The sequence below is a fragment of the Lentzea sp. CA-135723 genome (assembly GCF_050936595.1).
In the GTDB taxonomy this organism is placed as follows: Bacteria; Actinomycetota; Actinomycetes; order Mycobacteriales; family Pseudonocardiaceae; genus Lentzea.
The window spans coordinates 1,112,165-1,126,411 of sequence record NZ_JBNJMK010000001.1 but is presented as its reverse complement, the minus strand read 5'-3'; the positions used below and the strand labels follow the sequence as shown (position 1 = coordinate 1,126,411).

At 69.5% G+C, this 14,247-nt stretch carries 14 protein-coding genes; 6 read left to right on the top strand and 8 right to left on the bottom strand.

The genetic code is table 11. From position 1 onward, the window contains the following. The first annotated feature begins 73 nt into the window (after nucleotides 1-73). Complete coding sequence (locus ACQEU1_RS04790) at nucleotides 74-1,735, top strand: M14 family metallopeptidase (RefSeq protein ID WP_433196614.1); 1,662 nt, start codon at nucleotides 74-76, stop codon at nucleotides 1,733-1,735. Between the two features lie 13 nt (nucleotides 1,736-1,748). Here ACQEU1_RS04790 and ACQEU1_RS04785 read toward each other — a convergent pair whose 3' ends face one another. Then, on the bottom strand, nucleotides 1,749-2,960 hold the full coding sequence (locus tag ACQEU1_RS04785; protein WP_433196612.1) for an FAD-dependent monooxygenase: 1,212 nt from the start codon (nucleotides 2,958-2,960) through the stop codon (nucleotides 1,749-1,751). Nucleotides 2,961-3,045: 85 nt separating this feature from the next. Between ACQEU1_RS04785 and ACQEU1_RS04780 the strand changes: the two genes are divergently transcribed. Next, nucleotides 3,046-3,585 carry a TetR/AcrR family transcriptional regulator gene (locus tag ACQEU1_RS04780; RefSeq protein WP_433196610.1) on the top strand — a complete coding sequence of 180 codons (540 nt, stop codon included), beginning with the start codon at nucleotides 3,046-3,048 and terminating at the stop codon, nucleotides 3,583-3,585. A 17-nt stretch (nucleotides 3,586-3,602) separates the two neighbouring features. Here ACQEU1_RS04780 and ACQEU1_RS04775 read toward each other — a convergent pair whose 3' ends face one another. Further along, a complete protein-coding gene (locus tag ACQEU1_RS04775; protein WP_433211322.1) occupies nucleotides 3,603-4,421 on the bottom strand; it encodes a sulfite exporter TauE/SafE family protein in 819 nt (272 codons plus the stop codon). 433 nt (nucleotides 4,422-4,854) lie between these two features. Between ACQEU1_RS04775 and ACQEU1_RS04770 the strand changes: the two genes are divergently transcribed. Then, nucleotides 4,855-5,619: an alpha/beta fold hydrolase gene (locus ACQEU1_RS04770; protein ID WP_433196608.1), complete on the top strand. Its 765-nt coding sequence runs from the start codon at nucleotides 4,855-4,857 to the stop codon at nucleotides 5,617-5,619. Here the strand turns inward: ACQEU1_RS04770 and ACQEU1_RS04765 are convergent. The 4 genes from ACQEU1_RS04765 to ACQEU1_RS04750 all read right to left on the bottom strand — a co-directional run bounded on the left by ACQEU1_RS04765 (nucleotide 5,616) and on the right by ACQEU1_RS04750 (nucleotide 8,548). Beyond that, entirely contained in the window at nucleotides 5,616-6,173 is a 558-nt protein-coding gene (locus ACQEU1_RS04765; RefSeq protein WP_433196606.1) for a TetR/AcrR family transcriptional regulator, read from the bottom strand. The two genes, ACQEU1_RS04770 and ACQEU1_RS04765, sit on opposite strands and share 4 nt — an antisense overlap. Nucleotides 6,174-6,181: 8 nt before the next feature. After that, on the bottom strand, nucleotides 6,182-7,267 hold the full coding sequence (locus ACQEU1_RS04760; protein WP_433196604.1) for an agmatine deiminase family protein: 1,086 nt from the start codon (nucleotides 7,265-7,267) through the stop codon (nucleotides 6,182-6,184). Between the two features lie 81 nt (nucleotides 7,268-7,348). After that, a complete protein-coding gene (locus tag ACQEU1_RS04755; protein WP_433196602.1) occupies nucleotides 7,349-8,137 on the bottom strand; it encodes a pentapeptide repeat-containing protein in 789 nt (262 codons plus the stop codon). A gap of 6 nt (nucleotides 8,138-8,143) precedes the next feature. After that, nucleotides 8,144-8,548: a winged helix-turn-helix domain-containing protein gene (locus ACQEU1_RS04750; RefSeq protein WP_433196600.1), complete on the bottom strand. Its 405-nt coding sequence runs from the start codon at nucleotides 8,546-8,548 to the stop codon at nucleotides 8,144-8,146. A 44-nt stretch (nucleotides 8,549-8,592) separates the two neighbouring features. Between ACQEU1_RS04750 and def the strand changes: the two genes are divergently transcribed. From def to ACQEU1_RS04735, 3 genes are all read left to right on the top strand, one after another. Further along, on the top strand, nucleotides 8,593-9,177 hold the full coding sequence (gene def, locus ACQEU1_RS04745; protein ID WP_433196598.1) for a peptide deformylase: 585 nt from the start codon (nucleotides 8,593-8,595) through the stop codon (nucleotides 9,175-9,177). A 339-nt stretch (nucleotides 9,178-9,516) separates the two neighbouring features. Then, a complete protein-coding gene (locus ACQEU1_RS04740; RefSeq protein ID WP_433196596.1) occupies nucleotides 9,517-10,911 on the top strand; it encodes a hypothetical protein in 1,395 nt (464 codons plus the stop codon). A gap of 150 nt (nucleotides 10,912-11,061) precedes the next feature. Further along, on the top strand, nucleotides 11,062-11,439 hold the full coding sequence (locus ACQEU1_RS04735) for a hypothetical protein (protein ID WP_433196594.1): 378 nt from the start codon (nucleotides 11,062-11,064) through the stop codon (nucleotides 11,437-11,439). Nucleotides 11,440-11,508: 69 nt separating this feature from the next. On the opposite strand, the gene ACQEU1_RS04730 is transcribed toward ACQEU1_RS04735, so the two are convergent. After that, nucleotides 11,509-12,603: a hypothetical protein gene (locus ACQEU1_RS04730; RefSeq protein ID WP_433196592.1), complete on the bottom strand. Its 1,095-nt coding sequence runs from the start codon at nucleotides 12,601-12,603 to the stop codon at nucleotides 11,509-11,511. A gap of 285 nt (nucleotides 12,604-12,888) precedes the next feature. Then, a complete protein-coding gene (locus tag ACQEU1_RS04725; protein WP_433196590.1) occupies nucleotides 12,889-14,148 on the bottom strand; it encodes an ArgE/DapE family deacylase in 1,260 nt (419 codons plus the stop codon). Nucleotides 14,149-14,247: the final 99 nt, after the last annotated feature.

Below are 14,247 nucleotides of genomic sequence, written 5' to 3'. Positions count from 1 at the left end.
TGACAGTGAGCCTTCACACGGACTAAACATCGAGAAGCCATGTCCCTGCCGTGGTACGAAAGGGTTGCCCTGCATGCGAAAGAGCCATCTCAGACCCCTGATCGGGGTCACCGTCGCCGCGAGCGTCGTGTTCGCCATGGGAGGCGTGCCCACCGGCGCGGCCCCCGACGCCTCGGAAACGTCGACGAACTACCAGGTCAGCAACGTTCGCACCGCTGAACAGCGCACCAAGCTCGCCAAGTCGGGTGCCGCCATCGACTCGGTCGAGGAGCACGGCATCGTCGTGATCACCGCGACCGGCCGCGAGGTCAGGAACCTGAAGGCGCAAGGGTTCGAGGTCACCGAGCTGCCCAAGCGGATGGAGGCGAACGCGGCCATCGGGCCGTTCGACTTCCCCGCCGCGGACTCGAACTACCACAACTACGCCGAGATGACGACGGAGATCAACAACGCCGTCGCGGCGTACCCGAACCTGATCAGCAAGCAGGTCATCGGCAAGTCCTACGAGAACCGCGACATCGTGGCGCTCAAGATCAGCGACAACGTCGGCGTGGACGAGAACGAGCCGGAGGTGCTGTTCACGCACCACCAGCACGCCCGCGAGCACCTCACCGTCGAGATGGCGCTGTACCTGGTCAACCAGTTCACCACCCAGTACGCGACCGACGCGCGCATCAAGGGCCTCGTCGACACCCGCGAGATCTGGATCATCCCGGACGTCAACCCCGACGGCGGCGAGTACGACATCGCGACCGGCAGCTACCGGTCGTGGCGCAAGAACCGCCAGCCCAACGCCGGGTCGTCCAACGTCGGCACCGACCTCAACCGCAACTGGGACTACAAGTGGGGCTGCTGCGGCGGTTCGTCGGGCAGCACCGGCTCTGAGACCTACCGCGGCCCGAGCGCGGCGTCCGCGCCCGAGGTCAGGGTCGTGGCCGACTTCGTGCGCAGCCGCAACGTCGGCGGCAAGCAGCAGATCGGCGCGTCCATCGACTTCCACACCTACAGCGAGCTCATCCTGTGGCCGTGGGGCTGGACCTACGACGACATCGCGCCCGGCCTGACCCAGGACCAGCGCGACACGTTCGCCACCATCGGCCAGTCGATGGCGGCCAGCAACGGCTACACGCCCGAGCAGTCCAGCGACCTCTACATCACCGACGGGTCCATCCCCGACTGGCTGTGGGGCACGCAGGGCATCTTCGCCTACACCTTCGAGATGTACCCCGGCAGCGCCGGTGGCGGCGGCTTCTACCCGCCCGACGAGGTCATCCCCGCGCAGACCTCGCGCAACAAGGAGGCCGTGCTGCAGCTGCTCGAACGCGCCGACTGCCCGTACGAGGCCATCGGCAAGGAAGCGCAGTACTGCGGCGTCAACCCGCCCGACCCCGGCGGCAAGTTCTTCGAGAACGCCGCGGACTTCCAGATCCTCGACAACACCACGATCAACTCGCCGATCACCGTGGCGGGCGTGACGGGCAACGCGCCCGCCACCCTCAAGGTCGCCGTCGACATCAAGCACACCTACAAGGGCGACCTGAAGGTGGACCTGGTGGCGCCGGACGGCACCGTCTACGTCCTGCACAACCGTGCGGGCGGCAGCGCGGACAACATCCTGCAGACCTTCACCGTCAACGCCTCCAGCGAGGTCGCGAACGGCACCTGGAACCTGCGGGTGAACGACAACGCCAACCAGGACACCGGATTCCTCGACAAGTGGAGCCTGCAGTTCTAGCCGGCTGAACGGGTCAGGGCGCCGGTGTCGCGGCGCCCTGACGCCCGTAGTCGGGCACCGGGAACGAGTCGTGCATCCGCACGCCCTTGGAGTTCAGCTTCGCCAGCGGCCGCACCAGCCACGACGGCAGCGCCGTCACCACCTGCATGCCGCGCGTCAGCCCCCACACGCCGGCCCTCGTCGCCGGGATCAGCGTCTTGGCCACACCGAGCGCGAACGCCCTGCTGTCGTGCACGATCCCGCGCATCTCGTTCTCGTACCGGGCGAACGCCGCCGAGTGGTCGCCGCCCCGGGACAGCTCGCCCGCCAGCACGTACGCGCCCAGCACGGCGAGGCTCGTGCTGCCGCCGATGGCCGGGCCGGGGCAGTAGGCCGCGTCCCCGACGAGCGCCACCCGTCCCCGTGACCAGGTGTCCTCGCGCAGCTGCGTGATCGAGTCGAAGTAGAACGCCCCGCCGGCGTCCAGGAACGACAGCCAGTCGTCCACCTGCGGGTGCAGCCGGGCGAACGCCTCGCGCAGCAGCTCCTTCTGCCGCGCCACGTCCCGGTGGTGGTAGCTCAGCTCCGGTGAGCGGAACAGGAACACCGCCCGCGCGTCGTCCAGGTGCCGCGCCCCGTACACCGCCGCACTGCGACCAGGCCCGATGTGACCGGTCATCGCCCCCGGCACACCTTCCTCCCGAGGCACCGACAGCACCGCCAGGTACGCGCCCGTGAACGACTTCGCGACCTCGCCGAACACCAGCCGCCGCACGGTCGAGTGCAGCCCGTCCGCGCCGATGACCAGGTCGAACCGCCGCGGCGTCCCGGCCTCGAACGTCACCTCGCCGTCCGCGCCGATCGACGTGACCGAGTCGCCGAAGACGTACTCGACGTCCGCGCGGGTGGCGTCGTAGTAGATCTCGCTCAGGTCGTCGCGCATGATCTCGACGTGCCGGTCCGACGCGGCCGCGTAGATCTTCGTGACGTCCCCGGTGATCGGCGTGCGCGTCCCCTCGCGCAGGAACGACAGCCGCGTGGTCCCGGTCGCCAGCGACTCGACCCGCTCCAGCACGCCCATGCGTTCGGAGATGTCCATCGCGGGCTTGAACAGGTCGACCGCGTGCCCACCGGTCTTGCGCAGCACCGGCGAGCGTTCCACCACGGTCACCTCGTGCCCGTACCGGACGAGCCAGTAGGCGAGCACCGGACCGGCGACGCTCGCTCCGGAAACCAGTATCCGCACGTCACACCCCCTTACTTAACGGTCGGTAAGTCACGTGGCCGACTCTAGCACCACAACTGACCGATCGTTAAGTAAGATTTCCGCCGTGGCCCGACAGTCCGACACCAAGCAGCGCATCCTGCAGACCGCCCGCGACCTGTTCGCCCAACGCGGTGTGCAGCAGACCAGCCTGCAGGACATCGCCGAGAGCCTCGGCATCACCAAGCCCGCGCTCTACTACCACTTCGCCTCGCGCGACGACCTCATCCGCAGCATCGTCACCCCGCTGCTCGACGACGGCGAGACGTTCCTGGCCCGCATGGAACAGCGCGAGGACGTGGCAGCCCGTGAGCTCGTCGAGGGCTTCTTCGACTTCCACCACCGCCACCGCGCGGACATGATGCTGCTGCTCACCGAGCTGACCACGCTCGCGGAGCTCGGCCTCATCGATGTCGTGCTGGCGTGGCGCGCCCGCCTCACGACCCTCGTCTACGGGCCCGCCGCCACCCTGGAACAGCAGGCCAGGGCGGTGCTGGCGTTCGGCGGCATGCAGGACTGCACGATGCAGTTCCCCGACGCCCCGGTCGAGCAACTGCGCGCCGCCACCGTCACCGCCGCCTGCGCCGCCCTCGGCATCGACGACTGACCCACAGAGCCCGCCCGTCAGGCGCTGGTGGCCTCGCCCTTCGCCGCCACGTCCACGCGGTCCAGGTCGCGCGTGGCCAGGTGCTGCCGGATCGAGTACGCGAGCGCCGCCGCCCACGCCACCCAGATCACCGCGTAGACCGGCCACTTCACCGCGTCGCTCGCGTCGATCCAGTCGCTGCGCAGCAACGTCCGCGTGTTGGTCAGCACGATCAGGCCACCGACCGCCGAGCCCAGCACGCGCGGCGGGATGTGCCGCTCCAGCCACGCCGCGACCGGCGCCGCGATCAGGCCACCGGCCAGCAGCGCCAGCACCCAGGAGAAGTTCACGCCCTCGTTGCCGATGCCGACGAAGAACCCGGCGCTCGCCGCCACCGCCACGAGGAACTCGCTGGTGTCGATCGACCCGATCGTCTTGCGCGGCTCCAACCGGCCGCTGGCGAGGATCGCGGGCGTGCCGACCGGGCCCCAGCCACCGCCGCCGGTCGAGTCCACGAACCCCGCCACCAGGCCCAGCGGTGCGAGGAACCTCGTGCGCAGCGGCTTGCCGAGGTTGGTGCGCGGCAGCCCGAACGTCGTGAACCTGACCAGCACGTACAGGCCCTGCACGAGCAGCACCAGCGACATGATCGGCGCCGCCACGTCGGTCGACAGGCTCGACAGGAACGTCGCCCCGGCGAACGCGCCGGCCGCGCCCGGGATGCCGATCTTCGCGACGACCTTCCAGTCGACGTTGCCGAAGCGCCAGTGCGAGAACCCGGACGCCAGCGTCGTGCCGATCTCCGCCAGGTGCACCGTCGCCGACGCCGCGGCCGGGTTGGTGCCGATCGCGAGCAGCAGCGTCGTCGAGGTTGACGGTCATCGTCCGCAGCCGGACGGCGTCGGCCAACGACGCCCACATCGCGGAACCCAGGACGTCCGCCGCTTGTCAGAACCCGCGCGCGGGCGCTAAAAGCCGCCGTTCGGTCGCTGTCGATCGCCGCCGCGAAGGACGAGCATCACGCGATGGCACTTCGCCGCGCCTGGGTCCTGCCGCCGGCCCCCACCGCCACGCCGTTCGACGTCGGTGCGCCTGTGCGAGGGAGCACGCTCACGACCCCCGCACGCCGCCATAGGATTCCGCTACACCTTCGTGTTCACCGCCGTGACGCTGTCGCTCGCGGTGGTGTGCGCACGGCTCGTTGACCAACCGAGAACGGACTCTCGAAACCGCTCTCGGTCGCTCGGAGCGCGAGGTAGGGTCCGGAAACCGATTACCGCCGGGAGAGACATGCGCGCCGTCGAGATCAGACCTGGGGTCCGGATCCGCTGGGTCGAAGTGCCGGGAGCCACACCCGCACGCGTCTACCTGCACGGACTGGGCGCCTCGTCGGCTCCCTACTACGCCGAGGCCGTCGCGCACCCGCTGCTGGCGGGCCGCCGCAGCCTCATGATGGACATGCTGGGCTTCGGCATCAGCGACCGCCCCAGCGGGTTCGCCTACTCGCTGGAAGGCCACGCCGACGCCCTCGCCGTCGCGCTCGCCAAGATCGGCCTGCGCCGCTGCGAGATCATCGGCCACAGCATGGGCGGCGCCGTCGCCATCGTGCTCGCCGCGCGCCACCCCGAGATGGTGCGCTCGCTCGTCCTCGTCGACCCCAACATCGACCCCGCCACCCCGTCGCTGGGCGCGCCCGGCAGCCGGGGCATCGCCGCCTACGGCGAGACCGAGTTCCTCAGCCACGGCTTCGACCGCGTCCTGCGCGACGTCGGCCCGCACTGGGCCGCCACCATGCGCATGGCGGGCCGCGAAGCCCTCTACCGCAGCGCCGTCGACCTCGTGCGCGGCACCTCGCCGACGATGCGCAAGCTGTTGCTGGAACTGGAGATCCCGCGCGTGTTCCTGCACCCCGAGGACGCGCAGCCCAGCGGTGGCCGCGAACTCGCCGCCGCCGGTGTCCAGCTCGTCTCCGTGCCCAACACCGGCCACAACATCATGATCGACAACGTCGAGGGCTTCGCACGGGCCGTCGCGCAGCAACGCCTCGCCGTCTAACGCGCCCGGTCGAGCTCCCGGGAGATCGCGCCCGCCAGCAGTTCCCGCGCCCGGTCGAGGCTCAGCGACCCGCTGTGCCAGCGTTCGCTGAGGCCCTCGACCAGCGCGGTGAGCCGTTCCGCGACCGCCGCGGCGTCCACGTCCGCGCTCACCTGGCCCACCAGCGCCGCCACGTCGTCGTTCCACGCCTCGGTCGCCACGCGCAACGGCTCCCGCAGCTCCTCGTGGAACGCCGCGCTGGCCCGCAGCTCACCCCACGCGACGCTGGTCTCGCGCACCCGGTCGTCGTCGCGCAGCTCGCCCAGCAGCATCTGCTCGACCTGCTCCCGCGGGTCGTCCGACCGCGTCTGCTCGTCGGTGTAGGTCAGGGCGCGGTGGTTCACGTGCTCCAGCGCGGCCCGCAGGATCCCGGCGCGGTCCTTGAAGTGGTAGTAGATCAACGCCGTGGACACCCCGGCCTCGGCCGCGAGCTTCTCCACCCGCAGCCCGCGCACGCCGTCCTGCGCGATCACCCGCACCGCGGCTTCGAGCATCTGGGTCCTGCGGTCCGACACGGGCGCCCTCACTTCGGTTCTTGCTGCGTGGTGCAGTGGATGCCGCCACCGCCCGAGGCGATGCCGTCGATGTCGATCTGCACCACCGTACGTCCGGGGAACAGCCGCTCCATCGTCGCCTTCGCCGCCGCGTCCGCCCGCGCGTCCCCGAACTCGGGCCCGATCACCGCGCCGTTGCACACGTAGAAGTTGATGTACCCGGCCGCGAAGTCGTCGTCCTGGACGCGCGTCCGCTCCGGCCCCTCCAGCACCTCCACCCGCAACGGCCTGCCCGCCGCGTCCGTCGCGCCCCGCAGGATCTCCAGGTGGCGGCGCGTGACGTCGTAGTCGAACGAGTCGGGATCGTTGTCCAGGCCCGCGACCACGACACCCGGCCCGGCGAAGCGCGCGTAGAAGTCCGTGTGGCCGTCGGTGATGTCGCGCCCGGCGATGCCCGGAAGCCAGATCACCTTCCTGATCCCGAGCAGGTGCGCGAGCTCTTCTTCGACGTCGGACTTCTTCCAGCCGCGGTTGCGGTTGCTGTTGAGCACGCAGCTCTCGGTGATGATCGCCGTGCCCTCGCCGTCGACCTCCAGCGCGCCGCCTTCGAGCACCAGGTCCGTGCGGACGTGCTCGGCCTTCGCCTGACCTGCGACGAAGCCCGCGACCCTCTGGTCACGGTCGTGCTGCTGCTTGCCGCCCCAGCCGTTGAAGTTGAAGTCGACGGCGCCCCCGTCGCGCACGAACACCGGACCGGTGTCGCGCACCCACAGGTCGTCGAGCTCGGCGGTCACCAGGTCCACGCCGGGCAGCAGCGGCCGGGCGATCTCCAGGTCCTCGGCCCGCACCAGCACCGACACCGGTTCGAACCGGGCGATCGTGGTCGCGATCCTCGCCTGGTCCGCCCGCACCTTCGGCAGGTCACGACCCCAGATCCGGTCGCTCGCGGCGAACGCCATCCACGTCCTGCGGTGCGGCTCGCCCTCCTCGGGCATCACCCACTGCCTGCCCGCGTTCGCCTTGGTCACGGTGTCCCCGCCCGTTCCGCTCGCGCAGCCGGCGAGCACGCCGCTGATGGCCGCGGCTGCCGTCTGCACGAAGTTGCGCCTGTTCATGCACCCCACCCTAAGCCTGACTGAAATTTCAGTCAAATCGAAACCGCTGGTCAGACCCATTCGTGGGGTAGCAGGTGTGTTCTAGCGGCGCCGGGCGGGCTGGGCAGACCAGTGCGGGGGACGGGACAGCGCCTGGGGCAACTTCGTCCTCGCGTTGCCGCGCGCGGCGTTGACCTGAGGCTGGGTCAGGAACAGGCACGTGCTCAGATCCGCACCCGACAGGTCCGCTCCGCGCAGGTCGGCGCCGATCATGTCCGCCCGCGACAGGTCGGAACCGGTGAGGTCCGCGCCGATCAGGTAGGCGCCGCGGAAGTCGGCGCTCGCGAGGTTCCTGTTGCGCAGCCGGGCGCCGATCAGGTCGGCGCCCCGGTACGACTTCGCGCTGGTCCGCAGCCGTTCGCTGGTGCGCAACAGCAGGACGTTGACCTTCGCGCGGATCTCCGCGACGTCGAGCGCCAGGATGTCGTCGGGCCCGGCGACGGTGTGCCGTTCGACCTCGGCGAACGCCTCGGCGAGGTCGTCGTGCGGGTCCAGGCGCTGGGCCTCGTCGAGGTAGAACAGCAGCTCGTGCAGCTGCCTGACCACGGGGAACACCGCGAACATCTTCTCGCGCTCGGCGGTGCGCCAGTCCGTGCCGCCGAAGACGGTCTGCGACACCCGCTGGCCCGCGCCGAAGCAGTCGTAGACCGTGCAGCCCGGATACCCGTTCTGCCGCAGCTCGTCGTGGATCCCGCACCGGTGATCGGCCAGCAGGTTGCGGCACGGCGTGCCGGCGTCCTTGGTGGCGGCGAAGTCGGCGGACCGGGCGAACGGCAGCGCGACGCAGCACAACCCGAAGCAGTTGGCGCAGTCACCCTTCAGCTGAGACATCGCGGCTCAGCCTACTGGGTCGCCGTTCAGCAGCCGGACCTCCGCGGTCACCGCCACAGCGCTGGTCGGCCGAGTCCCCCGGTCGCGGTACCGGAACAACAACCGCCGGATCGACGCCCCGATCTCCGCCATCTCCTGCGGCGTCACGTGGATGAGCGCGCTGAACGTCTCCTCGGACGGCTCGGGACCGTCCGCCTCCCACCGCAGCTGCCACGGCCGCGCCTTCCCGCCCTGGTGCGGGGCCTCCTCGATGAGCCCCAGCTCGGCGAGCTGCCGCAGGTGGAACGAGCACAACCCCGAACTCTGCCCGAGCAGCGCGGCGGCCTGCGTCGAGGTCAGCGTGCCGTGCTCGGCCAGCAGGTCCAGCAACGCCACGCGCACGGGATGGTCGGGAAGAGGCCGTCGAGACATGCCCGACACCCTACCGCTTTGCAAACCCTGCTACTTTGCAAAGCATGTCCGAGGCTTTCCGCGGCACGCCGCGCCGCATCACCGTCGTAGGCGAGGAGATCCTGGCCCGCCGCTGCCGCGAGGTCACCGAGTTCGGCACGCCTGAGCTCGACCAGCTCATCGACGACATGTTCGCCACCAACCACGTAGCCGAGGGCGCCGCGATCGCCGCCAACCAGGTGGGCGTCGACCTGCAGCTGTTCGTGTGGGACATGACCGACGACCGGGGCACCCACCACCGAGGCCACATCTGCAACCCGGTCCTCGACGACCTGCCACCCGACCAGCGCACCCTCCTCGAAGAACCGGAAGGCTGCCTGTCCGTCCCGGGCCCGTACCGCACGGTGGCCCGACCCGACCGCGCGATCGTGCGCGGCCAGGACAAGAACGGCACCCCTATCGTCGTCGAGGGCCGCGGCTACTTCGCACGCTGCCTGCAACACGAGACCGACCACCTCCACGGCCGCCTCTACCTGGACCGCCTCACCAGCCGCGAACGCAAGTCGGCACTGCGCGAGATGGCCGCCTCTCAGGACGAGGTCTTCGCCCGCCGCGCAGCCCGCAGCTCCTCACTGGCCTCGTCGAGCTGACGTTCGGCCCGCTCGGCGTCGTGCCGACACCGGCCTGCGTAAACCCCGCGACCATGGTCGAACTTCTCGTCGATCTCCGCGGGCTCGGCACTGACAAACGGCTTGTACGCCTGCATGTGCCGGACCGTCGCAACGTGAACAGCTCATACCGTCGGCGTCCTCTATGGACAAATAGGTGGCAGCCGTTCGCCGAGTCCAACAGCGCGGACGTTCTTTCGCCCGTCTGCAGCGCTCTTGATGACTCGCGAAACGCCTACAGGTCACTCATTTGCAGGCAGGCGCGTGTGCGGCTGGGGCGGTAAGACTTGATCGCTGATGCCTGAGACACAGGGAGTGGTCTTGGCGGACATGGTCGAGGCGCTACGGCGGCTGTTCGAATCGTCGTCGGTGACCTTTCAGTCGGACACGCGACTCGTCGGGAAAGTTCTTCAGAGGGCAGCCAAGATCGACCTCGATCGGAAGGCGAAGCAGCACGAGGTTCCCGAGCGGAAGCCGCAGCTGACCCCGGTCGCCAGGAACGAGCACGGCGGCAGCATGTCGATCACGCCGTGGGAGTTGCTGCACACCCTCGGCCGGGCGACCGTGCTGTCCGGTCACGGGTCGTCGCGTGCGTTGGCTCAACACTGGAGCTGCCTCAAGTACATCACGACCCTGCAGGCCAACTACCAGGGACGAATGGAATTGTCGGCGGACGGCCGCGATCCTCGTTACCACCGGAAATCCGTCCAGGCCGAGGATCTGGGGATCGCGTTCGCCCTCGCCGCGTCACTGCGCATCGTCCAGAAAAGGCATCCTGACTACCAGTTCCAGATCGTCGATGCCGATGTCGCGCTGGAAGCCGGGTGGGCGCTCAGAGGCGCGGAGGTCCGGTCGCGTGAGAACACCCTGCTCCGCCCGGACTACTTCCTCGTCGGTCTCAAGGACGATCAACCGGCACGGCTTGTCACGGTCGAATGCAAGGGATCGCACGGCAGAGCGGTAGCCCAACACGAACAGCTGGCCAAGGCATCCGCTCAGGTCAATGCGGTAGTGGTGGGGCGTAGCGACGGGAGTGCCGCGCCGCCACCGAGTCTGCTGATGGCGACCGCGCTGGCCGGCAACGGCGGCATCGAGATGCTGATCCTCGATCCGGAGGGCGATGGCGTGCTCGCGGTGCCAGAGGAACGTTCCCTGTCACTGAACGGGCCAGTTGAGGAACTCCACGAGTTCGCTGGCATACCGGTCAAGGCGTCGGACGGTTCGGACGACACACGGCCTGGGTTCTACATTCCCCCGCAACGCTCGGAATGGTTCTCGCGCGTGCTGACTCGGACTTCCGCGGCCAGTCTGCTCGCCTTCGTCGGCGATAGAAGGTCCGCGCGAGAGTTGTTGACGCCCCGTCAGCAGGCCCGTGTCGGATCCGAGTACACGCTTCCCGGCACCGACACGGTCTTCGACACCAGTGTCGTACTGGGCGGCATGCGGTTCATCGGTACCGACCACGTCTTCCGGTTCGGAACGCAGCGGATGGAAGCTTTCTCCGGAGCGCTGGTCGGGCTGCATCAGCTGCTCGCAGAAAAGGATCTTCAGGGATACCAGTCGGCTCTCCCGAGCGTGCAGGCGGTGTGGGCCGGGAAGCGCCACCAGGCCGAGGAAGAATGGGGTGGAGTGATCGCCATGGACACTGACGGCGCGTTACTCGGGCTACGGCCCGTGGGCGTTGGCCGAGAGCTGGAATACCCCAGTTCTTTATGACAGCATCAACCTAGTTCTGCCACCACTACACGCTGGCAACCACACGCACCCGTCAGCTGCAGATCTTGCCGAGTCCGCAGCACCTTCTACTGCGGTGTGACGACACGGTCGATGGTTGCGGCCATGAGCTGATAGGGAAAGAATCCGGCCATGTCGGGTCCCGTCGAAGCCGCCATTCGCGCACAGATCCCGCCCGGCACACGCCTGCCAACGCCGAGTGGGCGAGCCACATTCGTTGTCCACGAACTCGGCGCATCCGAGCTGGTCCTGTTGTTCGGCCCAAAACAAAACCGGACAACGTTCACTTGGGCGTGCCTGGAAGGCCTCATGGACTTCCTGCGAAAACGCGATTGGATTCGCATTGGCGCCAATCGCGACGTACACGGTGACCAGGCAGCCCTCGACGGGTATCTGAAGCGCTACGTCAAACGACAGACGGCCAACTACGTGGCCGTCGTGCTGGAGCATGCCGGACTCGTCGAACTCGATCCGGCACCTCCAGCCCGAGTAAGGCTGCGGCAGCGGTAACGCGGCGTGAGCAAGGTTCGTGGTTCACTGCGTTCGCTCGAGAGGCTGCCCACACGACGGCAGCGCCTCTCAGGACGAGGTCTTCGCCCGCCGCGCAGCTCGAAGCTCCTCACTGGCCTCGTCGAGCTGACGTTCGGCCCGCTCGGCCCGCGTCACCGTCTGCGCCCGCGCGTCCTCCACCACGGCCAACGTCTGCCGCACCGCCGCCACCTGCTCCGCCGACTCCTGCCGAACCTGCGCGAGCCGCACCTCGAACTCGGCCCGTGACCGTTCCAACTCGGCCTTCGCGTCGTCGGCGGCCTGCTCGGCCCGTTCCGCCCGCACCACGGCCAGGTCCCTGGCCTTGGCGGCTCGGCTGATGGTGTCCGCCGCCTCCTGCCGCGCCTGCTCAGCGGCCTGCGCCGCCGCAGACGCCTCGGCTTTGGCCTGGTCAGCAATGGTCTGAGCCTCGGCGCGTGCCCGCGTGGCCTCCTCGGCGGCCAGGGCTCGCACCTGGTCAGCCTCGTCCTGCATGCGCTCGATCTCCGCAGTGGCCCGAGCTCGCGCGGCGTCGATCTCCGCCGCCGCTTGGGCCCGCGCCTCTTCGACCTGCCGGACGGACTCGCCCCGCACGCGTTCCACCTCCTCGGCCGCCGACACCCGTGCCTGCTCGATCTCCTTGGCCGCCTGCCGCCGAGCCTGCTCCGCGTGCTTCACCGCGTCGTCCTTGGCCTGCGCCGCCTCGGCCCGGATCTCCTCGACCACCGTCGCCGCCTGCACCCTGACCTCGGCGACCGCCGCCTCGGCCCGTTCCTGCGCAACTCGCGCCGCCTCCAGCGCCTCGTCGCGCTCGGTCAACGCCCGGTCCGCGGCCTCGTCGGCTTCCTCCGCCGCCCGCACCGCCTGCTCGGTCACCGCCTCGGCGGCCTTGCGCGCCTGCTCGGCGTCGTGCCGGCGCCGTTCCGCGGACGCCACGTCGGCCTGCGCCTCCGCCACCCTCCGAGCCGCCTCGGCCTCCGCCGCCTGGACCAGGCTCTCCGCGACGCTCGGGTCCGCCATCGCGTTCAGCTCACCGACGGCCCGCCCGAGCGTCTGCGTCATCTGCTCGGACAGCACCCGGAACCGGTCGAGGAGCTCTTCAGCCCTGATCTTGGAGGTACCGGAGACCCTGGGGAGATTCGTCACGGTGACGACCTCCAGGTTTTGGTCGGGGGTCTCAGCCAGTCGCTGCCGTTCCCTCCACGCCCGCCACCGCGTGTGCTCCGGCAGGTCGCAGTACTCCGAAGGCCGGCCAGGCCCGCCACCTCGAAAAACGGGGCGCTCACAGCCGGGGAAGTTGCAGCTCGTCTCCACTCGAATAGCGTAGCAGAGTTACGTGTGGAATAACGCTACCAAACGCAACGCTACCTAATCGGGCACGAAAATGCTGGGCGCCGATAAGTGAACATTATCGGCGCCCAGAAACGGCGGTCAGCGAGTGCCGACGCAACGTAAAGCGGTGAGGACCAGGGCACGGGCGACGGTGACGACCTCGCTCAGAAAAACGTGCTCCTGAGGACCGTGGGCGAACCGCACCTCCCCGGGTCCGTACTGGAGCGTCGGAATGCCCTCCCTCGCGTACAGCCGCAGATCGCTGCCATAGGGCGCCCCACGCTCGGCCGGATGTGAAGTCCGTGTCATGTCAGCGTGCGCATCGCCCACCAGACCAGCCAGCGGGTGCCCGGCCGGCAGTCGTCCGCTCGCGAACTGGCCACCGGGCCAGGTCACGACCGCTGGGTGCTCACGTAGCCACGGATCCCCGGCGCACACCTCGGCCACGCACGCCTCCAGGTCGGCGCGGGCCTGGGCCGGGTCCTCCCCCAGCGCCACCCCGAGCCGTCCCTCGGCGACGAGCAGGTCGGGCACGCTGCTCGCCCAGTCACCTGCCTGGACCGTGCCGACCGACAACGGGTACGGCACGGGGTAGTCCGACAGCAGCGGGTCCGCGCCGACGTTGCGACGGGTTTCGAGCCGGGCGAGCGCGGCGTGGATCGGCAGGTAGGCGTCGATGGCGCTGACGCCGGCGTACCGGGTGCTGCCGTGCGTGGCACGGCCGGGCACCTCGACGCGGAACGTGAGCGCGCCGGCGTTGGCGACCATGAGCGCGCCACTGGTCGGCTCGGTGATGACGCAGGCGTCGCCGGTGTGCCCGCGCTGCAACGTCCCGAACGCGCCGAGCCCGCCGTCCTCCTCGCTCACCACGAAGTGCGCGGACACCTTGCCGCGCAACGGAACCGTGCGGATCGCCGCCAGCGCGACGAGGATCGCCACCACGCCCGCCTTCATGTCGCACGCCCCGCGCCCGTGCACGGCGTCGCCCTCGACGCGGGGCCGGAACGGATCACCCCGCCACTGCGCGAGGTCGCCGGGCGGCACGACGTCCACGTGTCCCTGCAGGATCAGCGTCGGCCCGTCGCCAGCGCCCCGCGTGCCGACCAGCCCCCACGCCTCGGTGCGCGGTGCCTCGCCACCGGGGAAGTCCGGGTGCGCCCGCAGCGCGTCGAGGTCCATCAACCACAGGTCGACGTCCAGGTCCAGTCGTTCCAGGTGCCCGGCCAGCACGTGCTGCAGGTCGGACTCCGCCGCACTGCCCGTCACGCTCGGCACCCGCAGCAGGTCCAGCAGCAGCGGCCCGATCGCCGCCTCGTCCACCGCCGCCAGCGCGGCCGCCTCGACATCGTTGATGGTCACCAGCCGGACACTAGGTACGCCCGGCCACGCCAACAATCGCCATAGACGCCGTTCAACAGCGAAAACTTTGCAAAGAACAGCCCGGTGTGGCAGATCTTT

Coding starts and splice junctions, on each gene's coding strand:
- ACQEU1_RS04790 (WP_433196614.1), top strand. CDS start 74: ATGCGAAAGAGCCATCTCAGACCCCTGATCGGGGTCACCGTCGCCGCG.
- ACQEU1_RS04770 (WP_433196608.1), top strand. CDS start 4,855: ATGCGCGCCGTCGAGATCAGACCTGGGGTCCGGATCCGCTGGGTCGAA.
- ACQEU1_RS04760 (WP_433196604.1), bottom strand. CDS start 7,267: ATGAACAGGCGCAACTTCGTGCAGACGGCAGCCGCGGCCATCAGCGGC.
- ACQEU1_RS04755 (WP_433196602.1), bottom strand. CDS start 8,137: ATGTCTCAGCTGAAGGGTGACTGCGCCAACTGCTTCGGGTTGTGCTGC.
- ACQEU1_RS04750 (WP_433196600.1), bottom strand. CDS start 8,548: ATGTCTCGACGGCCTCTTCCCGACCATCCCGTGCGCGTGGCGTTGCTG.
- def (WP_433196598.1), top strand. CDS start 8,593: ATGTCCGAGGCTTTCCGCGGCACGCCGCGCCGCATCACCGTCGTAGGC.
- ACQEU1_RS04735 (WP_433196594.1), top strand. CDS start 11,062: ATGTCGGGTCCCGTCGAAGCCGCCATTCGCGCACAGATCCCGCCCGGC.